Annotated in this window: 16 protein-coding genes and 1 pseudogene; 7 read left to right on the top strand and 10 right to left on the bottom strand. The window is 71.2% G+C overall.

Annotation, left to right across the window (positions count from 1 at the left end):
* Window positions 1–37 precede the first annotated feature (37 nt).
* Window positions 38–2,554: a GH116 family glycosyl-hydrolase gene (locus Cco03nite_RS24725; RefSeq protein ID WP_203694586.1), complete on the top strand. Its 2,517-nt coding sequence runs from the start codon at window positions 38–40 to the stop codon at window positions 2,552–2,554.
* Complete coding sequence (locus Cco03nite_RS24720) at window positions 2,551–4,188, top strand: fucose isomerase (protein ID WP_203694585.1); 1,638 nt, start codon at window positions 2,551–2,553, stop codon at window positions 4,186–4,188. The genes Cco03nite_RS24725 and Cco03nite_RS24720 overlap by 4 nt, the downstream gene beginning before the upstream one ends.
* A 114-nt stretch (window positions 4,189–4,302) precedes the next feature.
* Here Cco03nite_RS24720 and Cco03nite_RS24715 read toward each other — a convergent pair whose 3' ends face one another.
* From Cco03nite_RS24715 to Cco03nite_RS24690, 6 genes are all read right to left on the bottom strand, one after another.
* Window positions 4,303–4,821: an AAA family ATPase gene (locus tag Cco03nite_RS24715; RefSeq protein WP_203694584.1), complete on the bottom strand. Its 519-nt coding sequence runs from the start codon at window positions 4,819–4,821 to the stop codon at window positions 4,303–4,305.
* Window positions 4,822–4,950: 129 nt separating this feature from the next.
* Window positions 4,951–6,342 (bottom strand): mannitol dehydrogenase family protein, encoded by a 1,392-nt coding sequence (locus Cco03nite_RS24710; protein ID WP_239167630.1) that lies wholly within the window; start codon window positions 6,340–6,342, stop codon window positions 4,951–4,953.
* On the bottom strand, window positions 6,339–7,160 hold the full coding sequence (locus Cco03nite_RS24705) for a carbohydrate ABC transporter permease (protein ID WP_203694583.1): 822 nt from the start codon (window positions 7,158–7,160) through the stop codon (window positions 6,339–6,341). Before Cco03nite_RS24705 ends, Cco03nite_RS24710 begins: the two co-directional genes overlap by 4 nt.
* Before the next feature lie 11 nt (window positions 7,161–7,171).
* A complete protein-coding gene (locus Cco03nite_RS24700; RefSeq protein WP_239167629.1) occupies window positions 7,172–8,137 on the bottom strand; it encodes a carbohydrate ABC transporter permease in 966 nt (321 codons plus the stop codon).
* A 69-nt stretch (window positions 8,138–8,206) separates the two neighbouring features.
* On the bottom strand, window positions 8,207–9,529 hold the full coding sequence (locus tag Cco03nite_RS24695) for an ABC transporter substrate-binding protein (RefSeq protein WP_203694582.1): 1,323 nt from the start codon (window positions 9,527–9,529) through the stop codon (window positions 8,207–8,209).
* 56 nt (window positions 9,530–9,585) lie between these two features.
* On the bottom strand, window positions 9,586–10,614 hold the full coding sequence (locus Cco03nite_RS24690; protein WP_203694581.1) for a glycoside hydrolase family 183 protein: 1,029 nt from the start codon (window positions 10,612–10,614) through the stop codon (window positions 9,586–9,588).
* A 328-nt stretch (window positions 10,615–10,942) separates the two neighbouring features.
* Here Cco03nite_RS24690 and Cco03nite_RS24685 point away from each other — a divergent pair, with 328 nt between their 5' ends.
* The gene (locus Cco03nite_RS24685; protein WP_203694580.1) at window positions 10,943–13,981 is read left to right on the top strand and encodes an alpha-mannosidase; all 3,039 of its coding nucleotides are present in this window, start codon (window positions 10,943–10,945) and stop codon (window positions 13,979–13,981) included.
* Window positions 13,982–14,015: 34 nt separating this feature from the next.
* Entirely contained in the window at window positions 14,016–14,585 is a 570-nt protein-coding gene (locus Cco03nite_RS24680; RefSeq protein ID WP_203694579.1) for a DUF1349 domain-containing protein, read from the top strand.
* Between the two features lie 18 nt (window positions 14,586–14,603).
* Here the strand turns inward: Cco03nite_RS24680 and Cco03nite_RS24675 are convergent, their stop codons facing one another.
* The 4 genes from Cco03nite_RS24675 to Cco03nite_RS24660 all read right to left on the bottom strand — a co-directional run bounded on the left by Cco03nite_RS24675 (window position 14,604) and on the right by Cco03nite_RS24660 (window position 17,983).
* Window positions 14,604–15,692, bottom strand: coding sequence for a phosphotransferase (locus Cco03nite_RS24675; protein ID WP_203694578.1), 1,089 nt, complete (start codon window positions 15,690–15,692; stop codon window positions 14,604–14,606).
* A 68-nt stretch (window positions 15,693–15,760) separates the two neighbouring features.
* Window positions 15,761–16,387 (bottom strand): response regulator, encoded by a 627-nt coding sequence (locus tag Cco03nite_RS24670; RefSeq protein WP_203694577.1) that lies wholly within the window; start codon window positions 16,385–16,387, stop codon window positions 15,761–15,763.
* On the bottom strand, window positions 16,384–17,418 hold the full coding sequence (locus tag Cco03nite_RS24665) for a sensor histidine kinase (RefSeq protein WP_203694576.1): 1,035 nt from the start codon (window positions 17,416–17,418) through the stop codon (window positions 16,384–16,386). The genes Cco03nite_RS24670 and Cco03nite_RS24665 overlap by 4 nt, the downstream gene beginning before the upstream one ends.
* A complete protein-coding gene (locus tag Cco03nite_RS24660; protein WP_203694575.1) occupies window positions 17,408–17,983 on the bottom strand; it encodes a hypothetical protein in 576 nt (191 codons plus the stop codon). Before Cco03nite_RS24660 ends, Cco03nite_RS24665 begins: the two co-directional genes overlap by 11 nt.
* A gap of 122 nt (window positions 17,984–18,105) precedes the next feature.
* On the opposite strand from Cco03nite_RS24660, the gene Cco03nite_RS24655 reads away from it, so the two are divergent.
* From Cco03nite_RS24655 to Cco03nite_RS24645, 3 genes and pseudogenes are all read left to right on the top strand, one after another.
* Window positions 18,106–18,552, top strand: a complete 447-nt coding sequence (locus Cco03nite_RS24655) for a YybH family protein (protein ID WP_203694574.1) — start codon at window positions 18,106–18,108, stop codon at window positions 18,550–18,552.
* 196 nt (window positions 18,553–18,748) lie between these two features.
* Window positions 18,749–20,326, top strand: coding sequence for a right-handed parallel beta-helix repeat-containing protein (locus Cco03nite_RS24650; protein WP_239167628.1), 1,578 nt, complete (start codon window positions 18,749–18,751; stop codon window positions 20,324–20,326).
* Window positions 20,327–20,536: 210 nt separating this feature from the next.
* Window positions 20,537–21,362: pseudogene (locus Cco03nite_RS24645) on the top strand (SGNH/GDSL hydrolase family protein); the annotation flags it as partial.

The raw sequence follows: 21,362 nt of genomic DNA, 5'->3' as shown, positions 1-21,362 counted from the left end.
TGACCCGTCGACCCCTTGGACGGAGCTGTGCCCCCTCATGCCCGTACCCGCTGAAAACGCTTCCCCGGCCGCCCGGGGACTCGGCCCCGACGCCTCGGTCGCCGCGTTCCCGCTCGGCGGCATCGGCACCGGCAACGTGTCGATCGGCGCGCGCGGCGAGCTGCGCGACTGGGAACTCGCCAACCGCCCGGCCAAGGGCGCCCGGCTGCCGTTCACCTTCTTCGCGATCCGCGCCGCGCCCGCGGGCGGCGACCCCGTCACGAAGGTCCTGGAGTCGCGGCTGACCGGGCCGCACGAGGGCGACCAGGGCTACTACGCGGGCCAGCTGGCCGGGCTGCCCCGGCTGCGCGACAGCCGGATGCGCGGCGAGTACCCGCTGCTGCGGATCGATTTCACCGACGACGACCTCGGGGTGCGGGTCGCGCTGACCGCGTTCACGCCGCTGGTGCCGCTGGACGCCGACGCCTCCGGCATCCCCTGCGCGGTGCTGCGCTACACGGTCACCAATCCCCTGGCCGTCGCCGCCGACGTCACCGTCGTCGGATCGATGGCCAACCCGGTCGGCATCACCGGCCGCGACGTGCACCACTTCCCGAAGTACGCCGGGCAGCCGGGCAACGGCTGGACCGAGCAGGACGGGCTGCGCGGCATCCGGTTCGGCAGCGACCTGCCGGCAGACGACCCCCGCCACGGCACCGCCGTGCTGGCCACCACCGACCCGCACACGACGGCGAAACCGCAGTGGCTGTCCGGGTTCTGGCAGGACGGCGTCCAGGTGTTCTGGGACGAGCTGCGCGCCACCGGGCGGCTGACTCCGGAGACCGCCTTCAGCATCGACCAGCCGCCGTACCCGGACTGGTTCACCAGGCTGCGCGTCGGCTCGCTGGGCATCGCCCACCGGCTCGCCCCCGGTGAGAGCAGGGACTTCGAGTTCCTGCTCAGCTGGCACTTCCCGAACCGGCCCCGGGCTTGGCAGGGCAACATCAACCTGGACAACACCCACGCCGGAGAGGTGGTCCGCAACCACTACGCCACGGCGTACGCCGACGCCTGGGCCGTCGCCCGGCGGCTCGCCGCCGACCTGCCCGAGCTGGAACGGCAGACCCGCGCCTTCCACGGGGCCCTGTTCGGCAGCACGCTGCCGCCCGAGGTCGTCGACGCCGTCAGCTCGACCCTGGTCGCGCTGCGCAGCACCACCTGCTTCCGCCTCGAAGGCGGCCGCTTCGCGGCCTGGGAGGGCAGCTTCGACGACTCCGGAAGCTGCGAGGGCACCTGCACGCACGTCTGGAACTACGCCCAGACGGCCGCGTTCCTGTTCCCGGAGCTGGAACGCGACGCCCGGCGCACCGAGTTCATGCACGAGACCCGCCCCGACGGGCGGATGAACTTCCGCGCCAACAGCGTGTTCGGCAACGCGCCGTGGGACTTCCACCCCGCGGTCGACGGGCAGCTCGGCGCGATCGTGCGGCTGTACCGCGAGTGGCGGTTCAGCGGCGACGACACCCTGCTCGCCGACTGCTGGCCGGGCGCGCGGCGGGCCCTGGAGTTCGCGTTCACCGCCTGGGACGCCGACGGCGACGGGGTGCTCGACAGCGAGCAGCACAACACGTACGACATCGAGTTCCACGGCCCCAACTCGCTGGCCAACTCGATGTTCTTCGCCGCGCTGACCGCCGGCGCGGCGATCGCCGAACGGATGGGCGACACCGAGACGGCCAAGCGCTACCGGGACACGGCCGCCACCGGCGCGGCGCGGATGGACGAGCTGCTGTTCAATGGCGAGTACTACGAGCAGCGGCTCGACGACGTCGACGCGCGCCGCTACCAGTACGGCACGGGCTGCCTGTCCGACCAGGTGTTCGGCCAGCTGCTGGCGCACGTAGCCGGGCTCGGCCACGTGCTGCCCGCCGAGCACGTGCGCAGCGCCGTCGCCGCCGTCCACCGGCACAACTTCCGCGCCGACCTGGGCGGCCACCACAGCGTCCAGCGCACGTACGCCCTCGACGACGAGGCCGGGCTCGTGCTGTGCTCCTGGCCGCGCGGCGGCCGCCCGCGCATCCCGTTCGTCTACAGCGACGAGGTGTGGACCGGCATCGAATACCAGGTGGCCACCCACCTCATCTTCGAAGGGCTGGTCGAGGAAGGGCTCGAACTGGTCCGCGCCGTGCGCGACCGGCACGACGGCCATCGGCGCAACCCGTGGAACGAGGTCGAGTGCGGCAACCACTACGCCCGCTCGCTGGCCAGCTGGGGTCTGGTGGTCGCGCTCAGCGGTGTGGACCACGTCGCCACGGCGCGCAACCTCGACTTCACCCCCCGCTGGGGCGGTGACCGGCTGCGCACGATCTTCACCACCGGCGCGGGGTGGGGCGAGTTGATCCTCTCCCCGGACGGCGCGCAGGTGCGCGTCCTGGGCGGCTGTCTCGACCTGCACCACCTCACCGTCGCCCACCCCGGGCTCGGGCCGCTGGCCGCGGGCCCGGTGCGGCTCGCCGCGGGCGAATCACTACAGCTCACCGCCCCTGACCCCCACGATCGGAAGGATCGAGCATGACGAGTTATCTCCTGCCCTCGCCCTCGCAGCGTCCGCAGGCGCAGCCCCGCACCGTCTACACGATCGCCAGTGGTGACCTGCGGCCGTCGGCCAACATCACCTGCTGGCCCGCACAGCAGCAATTCGAGGCCGCCGTCACGGCGGCCCTGGACCAGCTGGGCTGGGCGGCGCACCGAGCACACCCATTCGACGAGGCCAAGGGCCACGGTTTCATCGACAGCCAGCGCTACGGCATCGAGGTGTTCAAGGGCATCCCGGTGGACGCGCCGCTGGTCGTCGTGGACGCGGTGTGGCAGTACAGCCACCACGTGCTCGCCGGGCTGCGTACCCACCGGGGGCCGATCCTGATCGTGGCGAACTGGTCCGGGGAGTTCCCCGGCCTGGTCGGCCTGCTCAACCTGACCGCCAGCCTGACCAAGGCCGGGGTCGCCCACTCGGCGCTGTGGAGCGAGGACTTCACCGACCAGTGGGCGCTGGACGGGCTGCGGACCTGGCTGGACACCGGCGAGCTGCGCCACGACCAGTCGCACGTGCGTCCCCTGCCCGGCCTCGACCCGGCTTCGGCCGAGGTGGAGCTGGGTGTCGCGCTGGCCCGGCAGCTGCGTGACGACAAGGCCGTCGTCGGCGTGTTCGACGAGGGCTGCATGGGCATGTACAACGCGATCTTCGACGACGAGATGCTGAACCCGCTGGGCATCTTCAAGGAGCGGCTGTCGCAGTCCGCGCTGGTCGCCGAGATGGCCCGGGTCGGCGACGACGAGGCCGCCGCCGCGCGCAGCTGGCTGGACGAGCGCGGCTTCACCTTCCACTTCGGCACGGACGAGGCCACCGAGCTGACCGAGGCGCAGGTGGAAAGCCAGCTCAAGATGTACATCGCGGCGCTGCGGATCAGCGACGACTTCGGCCTCGACGCGGTCGGCATCCAGTACCAGCAGGGCCTCAAGGACACGGTTCCGGCCAGTGACCTGGCCGAGGGCCTGCTGAACAACGCCGAGCGGCCGCCGGTGCGCAGCCGCGACGGGTCCCGGGAGCTGTACGCCGGGCAGCCGCTGCCGCACTTCAACGAGGTCGACTGGGGCGTGGCCGTCGACGCGCTGGTCACCAACCGGATCTGGAACGCGATGGGCTTCGACCCGGCGACCACCCTGCACGACATCCGCTGGGGCGACGAGTACGACGGCGAGTTCGTGTGGGTGTTCGAGATCTCCGGTTCGGCCCCGGCCTCGCACCACGGCGGCTACCAGAACAGCTGGAGCATGCGGCAGCCGCCGATGTACTTCCCGCTCGGCGGCGGCACGCTCAGCGGCGTCGCGGTGCCCGGCGAGATCGTCTGGTCGCGGGTGTTCGTGATGGACGGGGCGCTGCACGTCGACATCGGCCGGGGCCACGTGGCCGACCTGCCGGCCGCCGAGACGCAGCGGCGGCTGGAGGCGACCACGAAGCAGTGGCCGATCATGCACGCGGTGCTCGACGGCGTCGGCCGTGACCAGCTGATGGCCCGGCACAAGGCCAACCACGTGCAGGTGGCGTACGCCCCCGACGCGGACGGGGCCGACCGGGCGCTGCTGGCCAAGGCGGCGCTGTTCACCGAGCTGGGCCTCGCCGTACACCTGTGCGGCGACGTGAAACTCTGACCTCGTCGACGGGTCAGGGACGGCCGGCAGCCTGGATTCCGGGGCTGCCGGCCGTTGGCTCTGATGACGACCTGCGGCCCCACTCTCCTGCGGGTGAGCCACGGCAGGCGGACCTCAGCTCTTGACGGCCTCTGCGATACGCAGGGCCGCCTGGGTGGGCGTGAGGTGCGTCGTGTCGACGACCTCGGCCTCGCTGTGCAGCCACGTGCGGGACGCCTCGGCGTAGGGCTCAAGGTATTTGAGGCGGAACGGGGAGGGGACGGCGTGTTCTCCCTCGATGCGTCCGCGGAGGGTGTCCTGGTCGGCGTGGAGGACGAAGTGCCTGACCGGGATGCGGTGTTGGGCGAGGCCTGTGCTGATCTCGCGCCAGTACTGCTCGACCAGGACGGTCATCGGCACCACCAGGGTGCCGCCGGTGTAGTCGAGTACGCGCCGGGCGGTCTCGACGACGAGTTGCCGCCACGGCGGCCAGTGCTGGAAGTTGTCCGTTTCGGGCAACCCCGGCGAGATGTCCATGAGGGTCTCGCCGACCTTCTCGGCGTCGAATACCCGTGAATCCGGGATCAGTGGTCGCACGAGGGCACTGGTCGTCGTCTTGCCGGCGCCGTGGGTGCCGTTGATCCATACGATCATGGAACGTGATGCTAGTGCACGGCCCGTAGAGCTGCAGGTTCACGCCCGAGCCCGGCGCAGGCCCGCCGCCGGCCGACTGATCGGGCCGGCCGGCGGGTCCCCCGGCAACTCGGCTCGCCGCGCTCGCGGTCAGAGATCGGCCAGCGTCGCCTGCGCGCCGCGCTGCATCAGCGACTCCAGCGCCCACCGGTACTCGGCGGTGAACCGGGTGTCCTCGGCCAGGTCGCCGAACAGGTCACTCTGCCGCAGGAAGGCGAGCGGGTCGGTGCGCTGACGAGTCGCGTACGCCATGACCGTGTCGCGCCTGCCGTCCACCACCTCGATCGGCTCGCCGCGCTCGTCGACGCCCTCGGCGTAGCGGGCCCAGCTGGCGACGATCGCCGCCGACAGCCGGACCTGGCCGCCCGTGGCGAGCTGGTGCCGTACGACGGGCAGCAGCCAGCCTGGGATGCGGTCGGACGAGTCCACGCACAACCGGGCCACGGTGTCGCGCACGTGCGGGTTGGCGAACCGCTCCAGCAGGGTGTCCTTGTAGCGGTCGAGGTCGACGCCCGGCACCGGGTGCAGCGTCGGCGTGGCCTCCTCATCCATGTAGCGGCGCAGCAGGCGCGCGATGAGCGGGTCCTGCGCCGCCTCGTGCACGTAGTGGTATCCGCTGAGCCGCCCGAAGTAGCACAGCCCCTGATGGCTGGCGTTGAGCAGGCGAAGTTTCATCAGCTCGAACGGTTCGACGTCGGCCACCAGCTGCACGCCCGCCGCCTCGAACGGCGGCCGCCCGGCCGGGAAGTGATCCTCGATGACCCACTGGAAGAACGGCTCCGCGACCACCGGCCAGGCGTCGTCGACGCCGAACCGGGCGGTGACCGCCGCCCGGTCGTCGTCGGTCGTCGCCGGGGTGATCCGGTCCACCATGGAGTTCGGGAACGCCACGCTGCCGGCGATCCACGTGCCGAGTTCGGGGTCCATGCGGCTGGCGAAGGCGGTCAGCATCCGCTGGCAGACGTCGCCGTTGCCCTGGATGTTGTCGCACGACAGCACCGTGAACGGGATCAGGCCTCGCTCGCGGCGGCGGCGCAGTGCCTCGGCGATCAGGCCGAACGCGGTCTGCGGCACCGCGCCGGGGACGAGGTCCGCAGCGATGCGCGGGTCGCTCGCGTCGAACTCGCCGGTCACCCGGTCGACGTGGTAGCCGCCCTCGGTGATGGTCAGCGAGACGATGCGGACCTCGGACGAGGCCATCTTCTCGATGACGGCTTCCGGGTCGTCGGGGGCGAACAGGTAGTCGACGATCGAGGCGATGCCGCGAGCGGTCTGCCGCCCGTCGGGATGCTTGAGCACCAGCGTGTAGCCGAAGTCCTGGGCGCGCAGCACGTCGCGCATCCGCCGGTCGCCGGGCAGGACGCCGACACCGCAGATGCCCCAGCCTTCGGCCAGGCCGAGCACCCGCAGGTCGTCCAGGACCATCGCCTGGTGGGCGCGGTGGAAGCCGCCGACGCCCACGTGCACGATGCCCGCGTTCACTTGATGCCCGAGATGCGCACGCCGTTGACGATGAAGCGCTGGAAGATCAGCAGCAGGCCGATGGTGGGCAGGGACGCCAGCGTGGAGCCGGCCATCAGCAGGCCCCAGTCGTTGCCCCGGTCGGAGCGGAAGTTGCCGAGGAACTGCATGATCTGGGTCAGGTCGGGGTCGGTGATGGTGAGCACCGGCCACACGTAGGCGTTCCAGTACGCCAGGTAGGACGCGATGCCCATGACCACGAACGGGGCCGCGGACTGGGGCAGGAACACCCGGACGAAGATCTGCCAGCGGGTCGCGCCGTCGACCAGCGCGGCCTCCTCGACCGCGATCGGGAAGCCCAGGTAGAACTGCCGGATGAAGAACATCTGACCGGCCGACGCGGCGCCCGGGATGATCAGCACCGCGAGGGTGTCGAGCATGCCGAGGTCGGACACCACCATGAACGAGGTGAGCAGGATCGCCATGGCCGGGATGAACATCGGGGTCAGGCAGTACACCCACCAGAAGCGCTTGCCGGTGAACTCCAGCCGGGCGAACGCGTACGCGGCGAGGGTGTTCACGGTCAGGCTCAGCGCGGTGAAGATGAGCGCGCCGACGACGGTGACGCCCATCGCCCGCATGAACTGCGGGTCGGCCAGGATCGCCGAGTAGTTGTCCCAGCGCCACATGTCGGGGAAGAACTGGAACGGCGAGCGCAGCACCTCGGTCTTGCCCTTGAACCCGGAGATCGCCATCCAGGCGAGGGGGAACATCACGCTGAGGCTGATCAGGGTGATGAGCACGGCGGAGAAGACCCGTTGCGGGACGGACTTGGTCATGGCTCCCCTGCCTAGCCGTCGATGGCTTTGTCGGAGTTGACGAGCTTGAAGATCACCAGCGAGATCGCGCCGAGCACGACGAACAGCATCAGCGACGCGGTGAGCGAGAAGCTGGTGGCGTACGGCGTCAGGTCGCGGAAGCTGTTGAAGATGTAGAGGTTCGGGGTGGTCGTGGCGTCGACCGGGCCGCCGTTGGTCATGATGAGCGGCAGCTCGAACAGCTGGATGGCGAGGGTGAAGCCGGTGACCAGCAGGTAGAGCAGCACGTTCTTGAGCAGCGGGATGGTGATTTTGAACAGCCGCTGGAAGAAGCCGGCCCCGTCGAGCTGCGCCGACTCGTAGTAGTTCTCCGGGATGTCCAGCAGGCCGGCCAGCAGGATCAGCGTGGTGACGCCGAAGCTGAGCCAGATGCCGGGCACGGCGACGGCGGGCAGCGCGTACGACGGGTCGTTGAGCCAGTTGACCGGGCCGTGGTTGAGCAGGCTGAGCATCCAGTTGATGACGCCCTCGTCCTGGTACATGAACACGAACAGGACCGAGGCGACGACGGTGGACACGACGGCCGGCAGGTAGACGGTGACCTTCATGTAGGAGGCCAGCCGCCTGCTCAGCGTCTTGATGAAGCTGGCCAGCAGCAGCGCGATGACGATGCCGGTCGGCACGGTGAGCACCGCGTAGTAGAGGCCGACGACGATCGACTCCCAGAAGCGCGGGCTCTCCAGCACGTACTGGTAGAAGTCCAGGCCGACGAACTCCGGCTCCTGGTAGAAACTGATCTTGAAGGTGCTCAGGTAAACGGAGTTGGCCAGTGGCCAGAACACGAAGATGCCGAGCAGCACCACCATCGGGGCGATCATCAGGTAGGCGGTGCGGTTGTCCCGTCCGTGGCGGGCCGCGGCGGCCCGCCGGCCGCCGCGCGGCTCGGCGTCCGGGGCCGGGTCGGGCGGCGCGGCGACCCGCGAGTCCAGAGCAGTCAACGTTCATCCCCTCGAAGAGCGGTGCCCGGGACGCGTGGCGCGTCGTCCCGGGCACCGGAGTCGGCACGCTTACTTGGGCGCAGTCCCGGCCAGCGACTGCTTCTTGATGACGTCGTCGATGGCGGCCGCGGCCGTCTTCAGTGAGGTCGGCACGTCGGCCTTGCCCTTCATCGCCGACTCGATCGCGGTGCCGAAGGCCAGCGAGATGTCCCACGGGTAGGCGGGCTCCTGCTTGCCGAACGGCACGACCTTCTCCGAGATGACCTTCATGAACGGGTCGGAGGTGGCGTCGGGGTTGCCCACCAGCGCCTGGTCCACCGAGGCGCGCACGGTGTACTTGGAGAAGCCGCTGGTCTTGAAGAAGTCGGCCATGATCGCCGGGTCGCCGGCCAGCAGGTACTTGACGAAGTCGGCGGCCTGCTGCTTGCCCTTGGACTTGGCGTCGACGGTCAGCGTCCAGCCGCCGAGGGTGGCGGTGGTCTTGGTCGGGTCGCCGTCGATCGACGGGAACGGGGCGACCGCGGTCTTGGCGACCATCGCCTTGAAATCGTTCTTGAGCTGGCCGATCACCCACGAGCCGCCGGCCATCATCGCGACCTCGCCCTGCCCGTACGGCGCGCCGTCGGCGTAGCCGACCTTGGGCGTCTTGGGGATCAGGCCGCCCTGGTACAGCGTCTTGTAGAAGTTCAGCAGCTTCTCGAAGCACGGCTCGGTCGCCGTGGACTTCGACCAGTCGTCGTTCACCGGCAGCTTGCCGCAGGCGTTGTACTGCAGGCCCCAGCTGGACCAGCCCAGGTCCACCCCGGCCGACGCGATGGTCATGCCCTTGACCTTGCCCTGGGTCAGCTTGGTCGCCCACTGGACCAGCTCGTCCCAGGTCTTCGGCGGGCTGTTCGGGTCCAGCCCGGCCGCGGTCACCAGGTCGGTGCGGTAGTACAGCACCGTCGACGGCTCGACCAGCATCGGGTACGCGTAGTGCTTGCCGCCGACCGTGACGAAGCCCTTGACGTTGTCCTTGACGTCGGTGAACGCCTCGGCGGGCAGCAGCTCGTCCAGGGCGGCGAACTGGCCCTGTGCCACGCCCGGGGCGACGTTGCCGTAGCTGGTCGTCGCGATGTCGGGGGCCTTGCCCGCGGCCTGCGCCGCCTTGAGCTTCTGCGCCCAGGTGTCGGCGGGCACGACCTGCAGCTCGACCTTCACCTTGTCCTGCGAGGCGTTGTACTGGTCCACGTACTTCTTGAACCACGCCTGCTGGTAGTCCTCGAACTTCTGCTGCCAGAACGTGAGGGTGGTCTTGCCGGCCGGATCCTCGCTCCCACCGCCGCAACCGCTCAACACGGTGGACGCAGTGACAGCTGCTATCGCGAGCAAAACCATGCCGCGTCTGCGCATCGCTCCTCCTTTTGCCGCGCCCCGTGACCGAGGCGCAGTTCGTCATAATGCCTGCGTCAGGCTTTGCTGACCAGGTCGGCCCGGTACCAGAAGACGTTGTACGGGTCCCAGACCGAAAGCGTGAAATAGATGGTTCTGCCCCCGTCCGCAGTGAACCGCGGGAGCATGTACGGCGAGTAGAGCCCCGGCACGTCGGCCGCGGAGACCAGGGTGATCGCGTCACCCCAGGGCCCCCACGGCGTCAGGCCCTCGCGCAGGCTCGCGCCCGCTCCGCCGCCGTTGGTATAGGACATCAGCCACCTCTGCAGGTGCTCGTTCCACACCACGGACAGCTCGCCGACCGTGTCGTCGACGATGGTGCGCGCCGCGGCCCGGTCTGCCGACCAGAGCGGCGATCCGTCGGCGGCGGTGCCGGCGAAGTACCGGTACGCGCCCGGGACCTCGACCTGTGCCGGCTCGACCTTCATCAGCTGCACGCCGCCGAACCGGCCGTGCGTGACGCCCCAGAAGTAGAGCTGCCCGCCGACCTCGGCGACGCTGACCTGGACGAAGTTGCTGTCCCCCGGCCAGGTCGGCGCGGCCAGCTTGACCCACGTCTGCCCGTGATCGGTCGACTTGCCCAGGCCCGCGTGGTTGGCCTCCCACTCGCCCGGCTCGCCCCAGTGGCGGACGGACATGTAGGCGAGGTACATCGCGCCGTTCGCGGCGAACCCGTAGGTCGGGATCACCGTCATCTCGCTGAAGTCGACCTTCTCGGAGCCGAGCAGTTCCTTGGCATGGCCCTGCTCGTCGACGATGAAGTCCAGCGTGATGCCGTCGGCCGGGTCGGTGTCGGTGGAGTGCGCCAGCGCGTTCGAGCGCCACTGCTCACCACCGCCGCCGGTGAAACCCGGCTCCCGCCTGCCGAAGGTGTCCCCGAAGACGAACCAGACCTTGCCGTCCGCCTCGAACATCGACCCCAGGTCGGTGCCCGCGACCGCGACGCGGTCGGTGCGGTTCGGCGAGTCCGGTCCGGTCAGCTGCGACACCCGCCGCACCTCGGTCACGCCCGCCAGCCGGAAGGGCTGCTCTGCCATCGGGTTCATCTGCCCTCCTCGGGTGGAGCAGCCGGCGGAAACGACCACGACGGCGAGGAGCGCCGCCGTCCAGTCACGACGGGAGCGGCGGGGTTTCATGCGCGTTGCCGGCACGTGTCCGCCTTTCCCGTCGGGAGCAGGATGGCTAGCAGTGAACCCGAGGAAATCGGTTTCGTCAAGAGCCCTCTAAAGCCTGCTCAGCTGACCTCGGAAAACCTTGCCCAACAGCGCGAAATCGATTTCAAGATCCTGCGGCACGGGGAGCGGATATGAGGTTAAGATCTCGGTGGCCGCCCCGGCACGGCGGGCACGGATCAGCCGACTCTGCGAGGTGCCCATGCATGACGACCACGTCCTGGTGGAACGGCGGCTGCGGCGGCTGCTGGCCGAACGGATCCGCCCCGCGGTCCACTCCGCGACCAGCGCGTTGACGGTGCACGTGTGGCACGCACCCGGTGAACCGGTCCCGTTCACCGAGGCCGCCGCCGCGGCGTACGCGCCCGCGGCCGCGGGTGACCGGTGGGGTGCGCCGTGGGGCACCGCCTGGTGGCGCATCACGGGCGAGGTCCCCGCCGACTGGGCCGGCCGCGAGGTCGAGGCGCTGGTCGACCTCGGGTTCGACGCCGACCGGCCGGGGTTCCAGTGCGAGGGCCTGGCGTACGCCCTCGACGGGCAGATCGTGAAAGGACTGCACCCGCGCAGCGGCCACCTGCCCGTCGCCCGTCCCGCCCGCGGCGGCGAGCCGGTGGGCTTCCTGGTCGAGGCGGCGGCCAACCCGCTGATCGGCCTCCCGTGGGGCCGCACCGACCTCGGCGACCGCGCCACGGCGGGCGCCGAGCCGCTGTACCGGCTGGGCCGGATCGAACTGGCCGTCTTCGAACGTCAGGTCTGGGAACTCGTCCAGGACCTGGAGGTCCTCTCCCAGCTCATGGCCGAGCTGAGCCCGCACGACGCGCGCCGGTTCGAGATCCTGCGCGCGATCGAGCGGTCCCTGGACGCGACCGACCTGTCCGACGTGCCCGGAAGCGCCGGCGCGGCCCGCGAGCAGCTCGCCGACGTCCTGACGCGACCCGCGCACGCCAGCGCGCACCGGATCTCGGCGGTCGGGCACGCGCACATCGACACCGCCTGGCTGTGGCCGCTGCGCGAGACCGTACGCAAGGTGGCCCGCACCACGGCCAACGTCACCGCGCTGCTGGCCGAGCACGACGACTTCCGGTACGCCATGTCGCAGGCGCAGCAGCTCGCCTGGATGAAGGAGCACCAGCCGCAGCTGTACGCCCGGATCAGCGAGCACATCGCGGCGGGCCGGTTCGTCCCCGTGGGCGGCATGTGGGTCGAGTCGGACACCAACCTGCCCGGCGGCGAGTCCCTGGCCCGCCAGCTCGTGCACGGCAAGCGCTTCTACGCCGACGAGTTCGGGATCGACACCCAGGAGGTGTGGCTGCCCGACTCGTTCGGCTACAGCGCCGCGCTCCCGCAGCTCATCCGGCTCGCCGGGGCGCGCTGGTTCCTGACCCAGAAGCTGTCCTGGAACCAGACCAACCGCTTCCCGCACCACACCTTCGACTGGGAGGGCGTCGACGGCAGCCGGGTCTTCACCCACTTCCCGCCGGTGGACACCTACAACAGCGAGCTGTCGGCCGCCGAGCTGGCGCACGCGGCGCGCAACTTCGCCGAGAAGGGCCGCGCCACCCACTCGCTCGTGCCGTTCGGCTGGGGCGACGGCGGCGGCGGCCCCACCCGCGAGATGATCGCCAGGGCGCGGCGCACCGCGGACCTGGAAGGCTCGCCGCGGGTCACCATGCGCTCGCCCGCGGAGTTCTTCCGGGCGGCCGAGGCGGAGTACCCGCATCCCCCGGTGTGGGCCGGCGAGCTGTATCTGGAGTTCCACCGGGGCACCTACACCAGCCAGGCCCGCACCAAACGCGGCAACCGGCGCAGCGAGCACCTGCTGCGCGAGGCCGAGCTGTGGGCGGGCACGGCGGCCGTCGCGGGGCTGGCCGAGTACCCGTACGACGCGCTGGACCGGCTGTGGAAGACGGTTTTGCTGCACCAGTTCCACGACATCCTGCCGGGCAGCTCGATCGCCTGGGTGCACCAGGAGGCCGAGCAGACCTACGCCCGGGTGTGCGCGGAGCTGGAAGGCATCGTCGACGGCGCGCTGCGCGCCCTCGCCGGACCCGGCGGCACGCCGGTGCTGTTCAACGCCGCGCCGCACGCCCGCGACGGGCTGCCCGCGCTGGGCGCGGCCCTGGCACCCGGGTCCCGCCCGGCCAAGGGCGAGACGGACCCGCCGGTGACCGCCGTCGCCGGCGAGGACGGGATCGTGCTGGACAACGGCGTGCTCCGGGTGACCGTGGGCCGCACCGGCCTGATCAGTTCGCTGGTCGATCTCCGGGTGGGGCGGGAGGTCGTTCCCGACGGACTGGCCGCCAACCTCGTCCAGCTGCACCCGGATGTGCCCCACGCCTGGGACGCCTGGGAGATCGACTCGTACTACCGCAACACCGCGGCCGAGCTGCCCGCCGAGGAGGTCCGGCTCGAAGCGGCGACGCCGGACGAGTGCCGGGTGCGCGTCGTACGCCGGTTCGGCGGGTCGGAGATGGTGCAGCGGCTACGGCTGGCGGCCGGGCGGGGCGCGCTCGACATCGACACCGACGTCTCCTGGCACGAGAGCGAGAAGATCCTCAAGCTCGCGTTCCCCGTCGACGTGCTCGCCGACCACTCCTCCTCCGAGATCCAGTACGGGCACGTCAAGCGCCCGACGCACACCAACACCTCGTGGGACGCCGCCCGGTTCGAGGTGTGCGCCCACCGGTGGCTGCACGTCGGCGAACCGGGCTACGGCGTGGCGCTGCTCAACGACGCCACCTACGGCCACGAGGTGAGCCGCGTCCGGGACCGGCAGGGACGGACGGCGACCATGGTGCGGGTGTCGCTGCTGCGCGCCGCTCGTTTCCCCGACCCGGGCACCGATCAGGGCGCCCACTCGTTCCGGCACGTGCTGCTGCCCGGCGCCGGGATCGCCGACGCGGTGCGTGACGGATACCACCTGAACCTGCCGGTGCGGCGGGTCGTGGGCGGGCGGGCCGTCGCGCCGCTGGTCGCGGTCGACCATGACGGCGTCGTGGTCGAGGCGGTCAAACTGGCCGACGACCGCAGCGGGGACGTCGTGGTCCGGCTGTACGAGGCGCACGGGGGCCAGGCGGCGGCGCGGCTGACCGTCGCGGTTCCCTACGCCACCGCCCGGCTCGCCGACCTGCTCGAGAACCCGGTCGGCGACGCACCGCCGTCCCACGGCGGGCCCGAGGTCAGCCGTGTCGACCTGCGGCTCCGTCCTTTCCAGATCCTCACCATCAGGCTCAGCAGGTGAGCGCGCAGCCGCGGCGGCGGTTACGATCTCCGCTGTGCTGACGGGAATGTCCTGGTTGAACGAGCCGGGTGAATGGTCGCTGGAAGGCGGCGTGCTGCGCGCCGTCACCGAGCTGAAGACGGACTTCTGGCGCAGGACGTTCTACGGGTGGGTCACCGACAGCGGGCACTTCTACCACCGGCCGGTGGCCGGCGACTTCACCGCCGAGGTCGTCGTGTCCGCTTCGCACACGACGCTGTTCGACCAGGCCGGCATGATGGTCCGGGCCGACGTGGGCAACTGGCTGAAGACCGGCCTGGAGGTCACCTCCGGCACCGTCCACGTCAGCACGGTCTACACGCGCGAGTTCTCCGACGTGTCGATGGTGCCGGTCCCGGGTCACCGCGGTGAGATGGCGATGCGGGTGACCCGCTTCGGCGAGGCCCTGACCGTGCACTTCCGCAACGCGGACGGCACGTGGCAGCTGGCCCGCCTCGGCTACCTCGACCTGCCGGAGACCGTCGACGTCGGTGTCATGTGCTGCTCACCCGAGCGCGCGGGGCTGGAGGCCACGTTCCGCGACCTCCGGATCGGCCCGCCGATCTCCAGGGAGAACCTGGAGTAGTCCACCGGCTGGGCACCGTCACCCCCGGAAGGCCCGCGCGAGTGCCAGCGGCACCTCGCCCCACCTGCCCACCAGTGCCGCATGCAGCTCACCGGCGAACGCTGCGATCTCCGGGGCCGCCGAGATCTGCCGGGCGAGGTCGAGGCGGTGCAGCAGCAGCGCGCGTCGCCGGGGCGAGTCCAGCTTGCCGGCGGCCGTCGGGTCCGCGGCGAGGGTCTGCGGCAGGAACCACGACGAGTACGGCACCGCCCACAGGACCGTGGCCGCGGCGAGGTCGCGGTCGAACCCCGGCGTGCTCACGTACGGCAGGTGGGCGGCCATCGCGTCGCGGTAGCGGGCCACCGCCCGGTCGGCGACGTCGTCCGGCAGCCGCCAGGAGCACCAGCACGACGGCCACGGCACCCGCAGGTAGGCCACATCCCAGGCGATGTGCCGCCACTCGGCGTGCTCGAAGTCGATCAGGGCGAGCCCGGTGCCGGTGAGCACGTTGTTGTCCGGGCAGGCGTCGCTCGGCGACAGCGTCGAGTTGGCGTCGTCGCCGAGACGGGCGGCCTCGGCGCGGAACGCGTCGGCCAGGGACTCCGGTACAGCCACACCGAGCGGCCCGCAAGCCGCCCGCAGGCCGGCGATGTTCTCGTCGAGTTTCGCGGCGACCGAGGTCAGCGGCGCGGTGCCCGGCTCGGCGCGGGCGTCCAGCTCGGCGCGGAACGCGTCGCGCAAGCCGGATGTCGCCAGGTGCACGGCCGCGATCGCGTCGGCCCAGGCGTACACGGCGGACTCGGCGGCCGCCGGGTCCGTGCCGAGCAGGGCGTCGGCCACGTTCGTGCCCGCGCCGAGGTCCGACATGACGACGACAGGCGGGACCGGCCCTGCCGCGATCAGCCGCGGTGCGGGCGTGCCCGCGGGCAGCACGGCGAGCGCGGCCGACTCGCGCGCCCAGCTCTCCGGATGGTCGAACGTCTTCACGATCACCGTCGTCGGCGGCGTGTCCGGGCCGTTGATCCGCGCCCGGCGCACCGCGGACCGGCTGCTGCCGCCCAGGGCGTCGACCGGGGTGACGGTCACTCCGGGCAGCAGGGCGCGTGCTTCGTCCAGGTCGTCGGTCACCGCGCCAAGCTACCGTGGCCGCTGCGCCGACGCAGCCGAAAATGCGAGCCGGCGGCACGATCCTCGGGTCAGGACGTCAGTCCGTGGTCGCGGGCGTACACGGCGGCCTGGGTGCGGTCGCGCAGGCCGAGCCGGTCGAGGATGCGCGACATGTGGTTCTTGACGGTGCCCTCGCTCAGGTGCAGCTCGCGGCCGATCTCCCGGTTGGTCATGCCCTGGGCGACCAGCCGCAGGATGTCGGTCTCCCGGACGCTCAACGTGACGGCCGGGGTGCGCCGCGGAACGGCGGCGGTCAGCCGCGCCGCGACGGCCGGGTCGAGGGGGAGCACGCCCGCGTGGGCCAGCTTCACCGCGGCGGCCAGATCCCGGGACGGCAGGTCCTTGAGCAGGTAACCGGCCGCGCCGGCCTGCAGCGCCCGTACCACGTAGTCCTGGTCGTCGAAGGTGGTCAGCATGACCACCCGGCATGCCGGCAGCTTCTCCGCCAGGGCGGCCACCGCCGCCACGCCGTCCATGCCCGGCATGCGCACGTCCATCAGCACCACGTCGGGGCCGGTGCGCAGGGCCACCTCGACCGCCTCACGGCCGTCGGCCGCCGTGCCGACGACCTCGACACCGTCCTGGATGCCGAGCAGGGACGCGATGCCCTCCCGGATGAGCTGCTGGTCGTCGACCACCACCACGCGTGTCGTCACAGCGGCACCGTCACCTCGATCCGCGTGCCCGCCGAGGCCGCGCTGCGCACCGCGACCTCTCCCCCGACGCCGCGGACCCGCCGGCGCATGCCGCGCAGCCCGAAGCCCTCCCGGTCCGCGGCGAACCCGGGGCCGGTGTCGGTGACCGTCAGCAGCGCCCGATCCGGACCCAGGTCGGCGTACACCTCGACGACGCCGTCCCCGGCGTGCCGCCGGGCGTTGGTGATCGCCTCCTGCGCGGCGTGGAACAGCGAGCGCAGCACCGGCTCCGGGTAGCGGCTCTCGTCCCCGGCGAGCCTGAGCACGACCGTGTCGGTGCACAGCTCCCGCAGCGCCGTGCCGAGGTGGAAGTCCCACGAGCGCACCGAGGTGCGCACCTCGCTCAGCGCACGCCGGGCCGAGCCGCTCGCGTCGGCCAGGGCACGCTGCGCGGCCTGCGGGTCGCGCTCGCGGAACGCCTCCGCCTTCTCCAGCAGCACGATGACGGCGGTCAGGTGATGGCCCAGGTCGTCGTGCAGGTCGCGGGCGAGCCGCTGCCGCTCGGCCGCCGCGGACAGGTCCGCGATGCGCTCGCGGCCCCGGCGCTCCTCCACCGCGACCGCCGCCATCGCGATCGCCAGGGCGATCGCCAGCGCCAGCATGAGCAGGTCCGACACCTGCTCGGTGTCGGATGTCCAACCCGGCCGGCGCAGCTGCGCGACCGTGGCGACCCCGGCCAGGCAGGCCGCGCCGAGCGCGACGGCCGCCGCCCGGCCGAAGGCGAAGTACGCGGTGAACGGCAGCAGGGCCAGCAACACCCGGGACAGGCCCGATCCGTCGGCGGACACGACGGCGGCGATCAGCGCGATGCGGCCGAGCAGGGCGATCAGGTCGTGCCGCACGAACTCCAGCGCGAACAGCGCGGCCATGCCGCCGAGGAACAGCGGCAGCCGGGTGTCGCCGATGCCGACCAGCCAGGCGTGCAGCCCGGCGACCAGGACCGCCGTGTACAGCACCGGCGACACCCACCGGACGGAACGGTCAGAGTTCACGGGTCGAGGGTACGGGCCAGACCGCGGCCGACAGCCACACCAGTGACGCGGCTGCCGCGACGTGCGCGGCGCTGCTGAGCAACGAGTCCGGCAGCGGGGCGAGCGCGGCGGCGAGCAGCACCAGCGAGACGGTGTAACCGGCCGCCGCGACCCGGGGCAGCACCCGGGCCCGGAACATGGACACTCCGAACAGGACGCTGCCGACGACGAAGACGACCGCGCTGCCCAGCACCGCCCACCGGGTCGGCCCGTCGAGCACCGCCGCCACGGCCGCCTGGTCGAGGAAGAACAGGACCAGGTTCAACGCGAAACCGACCCCGGTGAACAGGCCGAGCCCGATCACGTTGACCGCGAACGCGAACGCGCCGAACCGGCCCGCCGCGTCCGCCTGGCGCAGCTGGTAGGCGTACAGCGCGGGAGCCCCGAAGGCCGCGCCGAGCCCGACGACGAAGCTGGTCACCGTGGTCTCCCCGGTGAACGCCTCCACCACACCCGGCACGCCCAGCGACAGGGCGAGGACGATGCCGCAGACCGCGCCGAAGCGCGACAACCATTGCATTGACATGCCGCGCAGGCTATGCAGGCCGTTGGTCACTGCGGCAGTGCCGACCGTCCGGTTCACGGGTCCGGCAGCCGGCCTTTCCCGTTTCGCGGTGGCGTCCCGGCACTCGGTCGTACGCTGCGGTCATGACCGGATGCGCGGGCAGCCCGCAGGACGAGGACGCGATCGGCGCGGTGATGATGTGCCTGGCGCACGCGTTCGGCAGCCTGTCCGCCGACGGCGTCGCCGAGCTGTACACCGCGGACGCGGACTGGACCAACGCGTTCGGCACCACCCGCACGGGCGGCGCGCAGATCGCGGCATACCTGACCGAGCTGTTCGCCGACCGGCACTTCGCCGCGGGGCGGCCGCTGGGCCCGCCACAGGCCGACATCCGGTGGGTGGCCCCGGACGTGGCGGTCGTGAAGACCTACCTGGAGCGCGAGGGCCAGCAGCACGCCGACGGATCGGCGATGGCGGTGCGGCGCAACTTCTCGCTGAAGGTGTTCGTCCGCGAGCCGGACGGTTGGAAGATCGCGTCCGACATGTACATGGACGCCCGCGACGACAGCACCCTCACCCGCGGGGCCTGACCACCGCGGACTTCGGTCGCCTGCAACAAATCTGCAAACGTCAACCCTTGCCAATGGGCAAGCGCTTTCCAGAGACTGGGTCGCATCGACGTTCCGGGTTCCTTCCGGGCGAGGACCCTCGCGCGTCGTCCCGCCCCTGCGGCGTGGGTCCGCACTTGCGTGCGCTCGTACCACGCCGCTCCAGCATGGGAGACACATGAGAGTCACATCATTGGCCGCGGGCGCCGCCCTGGCCGTCGGCGCGGTGCTCGCGCTGCCCGCACCCATGGCCGCAGCCGCGCCGACCCGCCACGAGGCCGAGACCTCGCCCGCCGTCTGCGTCGGCACCGTCGACAGCAACTGGGCCGGGTTCTCCGGCTCCGGCTTCTGCAACGGCGCCAACAGCACCAGCGGGTACGTGCAGTTCACGGTCACCGCCGCGAACGCCGGCACCGCCACGCTCGGCGTACGGTTCGCCAACGGCACCACCACCGCGCGGCCGGCCGGGCTGGTCGTGAACGGGGCGACGGTGCAGACCGTGTCCTTCGAGGGCACCGGCACCTGGGACGCCTGGACCACCAAGACGCTGACGGTCAACGTCAACGCCGGCAGCAACACGATCCGCCTCAGCCCGACCACCGCGACCGGCCTGGCCAACGTGGACTACCTGGAGTTCGAGGTGGGCGGCACCCCGCCGCCCACGACCGCGCTGTACGTGGCGACCGGCGGCAACGACGCGAACGCGGGCACGCTGAGCGCCCCGCTGAAGACCATCCAGCGCGCGGTCGACCTGGCCCAGCCCGGGTACACGATCCACGTGCGCGGCGGGACGTACGCGCCGAGCACCAACGTGCAGATCCTCAAGAACGGCACGTCGAGCCAGCCGATCGTCCTGCGCAACTACGGCACCGAGAAGGTCGTGCTCGACGGCGAGAACATGTCGTACACGCCGGGCGCGGTGGACTCCACCATCCCCCGCTCCGAACGCGGCGCGATCCACATCGAGGGCGACTGGTGGCGCATCATCGGCCTGGAGATCATCCACGGGCCGTACGCCGTCTTCGGCCTGGACACGAACAACAACGTGTTCGACCGGCTGATCACCCGCGACAACTACGAGAGCGGCCTGCACCTGCAGGGCTCCTCCAGCAACAACCTGATCCTGAACCTGGACAGCTACGGCAACCGCGACCCGCGCAAGAACGGCGAGAGCGCCGACGGCCTGGCCATCAAGGAGGGCTCCGGCAGCGGCAACGTGGTGCGCGGCGCGCGCCTGTGGAACAACTCCGACGACGGGCTCGACTTCTGGATGTTCTCCTCGCCGATCCTGCTGGAGAACAGCCTGTCCTGGGGCAACGGCTTCAACCGGTGGAACCTGCCGAACTACACCGGTGACGGCAACGGGTTCAAGCTCGGCGGCAACGCCGTGTCCGCGAGCCACGCCGTACGCAACAGCATGACCTGGGACAACGCGGTCGGCGGTTTCATCGACAACAACAACCCCGGCCAGCATCTGATCGACCGCTGCACGGCCTGGGACAACCCCGGCACCGGGTTCAACGCCAACCGTTCCGACAGCACGCTGACCAAGAACCTCGCGGTGGCCAACGGGACCGCCGTGTCGCTCGGGTCCAACTCCAGCGGCTCGGGCAACTCGTGGGACCTCGGCGGCACCTGGTCGCTGCAGAGCACCGACCCGAGCACGATCACCGGAGCCCGTACCGCCGACGGCTCGATCCCCTCCTCCACGTTCCTGCGTCCCGCCAACGGCGCCGACGTCGGAGCCCGCTTCTGATCCGCGGTAGACCGGCGGGCCGCCCGGTGCCCCCCGGGCGGCCCGCCCAGCGCGCGGCCGGACGCCGCCAGACGTACCGGATAAATCAGCCGAACCGGCAATAACCACAGCAGATTCGTATATCTCCACATTAGAGATTTATTGACATCGTGGTGCCGGTGGCGGGACGGTCCGCCGCATCCCCCTCGGGAATCGACGGAGGTTCCACAAGTGATGATCAACCGAAGGCGTGCCGTCGCCGCGCTCGCCGGACTCGGCCTGCTCGCGACCACGCTGGTCGGCGCGGCGGGACCGGCCTCCGGCGGGCTGCCCCCGCGCTGGGTGGGCACCTGGGGCACCGCGCTGACCGCGCCGAGCCTGGCCAACACCGGCAGCTCGCTCAACGGCTTCACCGACCAGTCGATCCGCCAGCTCGTGCGGGTCTCCCTCGGCGGGCAGAAGATCCGGCTGCGCTTCACCAACGCGTACGGCACGCAGCCGCTGACCATCGGCCACGCGACCGTCGGCCTGCCGGTGGCCGCCGGCTCGCCGACGCTGCAGCCCGGCAGCCTTCGCGAGGTCACCTTCAACGGCAGCGCCTCCACCGTGGTCTACAAGGGCGCCGAGGTGCTCAGCGATCCGGTCGACCTGACCGTCGCCGCCGCCCAGGACCTGGCGGTGACCCTCTATCTGCCGACCGCGACGGGTGCGACCTCGTGGCACTGGACCGCCCGCCAGACCTCGTACGTCTACGCCGGTGACCGCGCCGGCGACATCGACGGCAGCGGGCAGACCGCCGCGTACAACCACTTCTACTACCTGGCCGGGATCGAAGTGCTCACCCCGACCGGCCTGGGCACGGTCGTCGTGCTCGGCGACTCGATCTCCGACGGTTCGGGCTCGACGCTCGGGGCGAACACCCGCTGGCCGGACTACCTGGCCGGGCGGATCACCGGGACCTGGCCGGCGCCGGCCGACCCGGGCGTGCTCAACGTGAGCCTCGCCGGCAACCAGGTCACCCGCGACGGCCTGGCCATCAACAGCCCCGCCCTCGGCG

This window comes from Catellatospora coxensis (assembly GCF_016862635.1).
Lineage (GTDB): Bacteria > Actinomycetota > Actinomycetes > Mycobacteriales > Micromonosporaceae > Catellatospora > Catellatospora coxensis.
Note: the sequence above shows the minus strand (reverse complement) of the source record. Positions and strands in the feature narration are given on the sequence as shown.

Excerpts from the sequence above, each read along its gene's own strand:
- Cco03nite_RS24655 (WP_203694574.1), top strand. The coding sequence starts at position 18,106 with ATGACCGGATGCGCGGGCAGCCCGCAGGACGAGGACGCGATCGGCGCG.
- Cco03nite_RS24715 (WP_203694584.1), bottom strand. The coding sequence starts at position 4,821 with ATGATCGTATGGATCAACGGCACCCACGGCGCCGGCAAGACGACGACC.
- Cco03nite_RS24720 (WP_203694585.1), top strand. The coding sequence starts at position 2,551 with ATGACGAGTTATCTCCTGCCCTCGCCCTCGCAGCGTCCGCAGGCGCAG.
- Cco03nite_RS24725 (WP_203694586.1), top strand. The coding sequence starts at position 38 with ATGCCCGTACCCGCTGAAAACGCTTCCCCGGCCGCCCGGGGACTCGGC.
- Cco03nite_RS24685 (WP_203694580.1), top strand. The coding sequence starts at position 10,943 with ATGCATGACGACCACGTCCTGGTGGAACGGCGGCTGCGGCGGCTGCTG.
- Cco03nite_RS24660 (WP_203694575.1), bottom strand. The coding sequence starts at position 17,983 with ATGTCAATGCAATGGTTGTCGCGCTTCGGCGCGGTCTGCGGCATCGTC.
- Cco03nite_RS24705 (WP_203694583.1), bottom strand. The coding sequence starts at position 7,160 with ATGACCAAGTCCGTCCCGCAACGGGTCTTCTCCGCCGTGCTCATCACC.
- Cco03nite_RS24650 (WP_239167628.1), top strand. The coding sequence starts at position 18,749 with ATGAGAGTCACATCATTGGCCGCGGGCGCCGCCCTGGCCGTCGGCGCG.
- Cco03nite_RS24695 (WP_203694582.1), bottom strand. The coding sequence starts at position 9,529 with ATGCGCAGACGCGGCATGGTTTTGCTCGCGATAGCAGCTGTCACTGCG.
- Cco03nite_RS24690 (WP_203694581.1), bottom strand. The coding sequence starts at position 10,614 with ATGAACCCGATGGCAGAGCAGCCCTTCCGGCTGGCGGGCGTGACCGAG.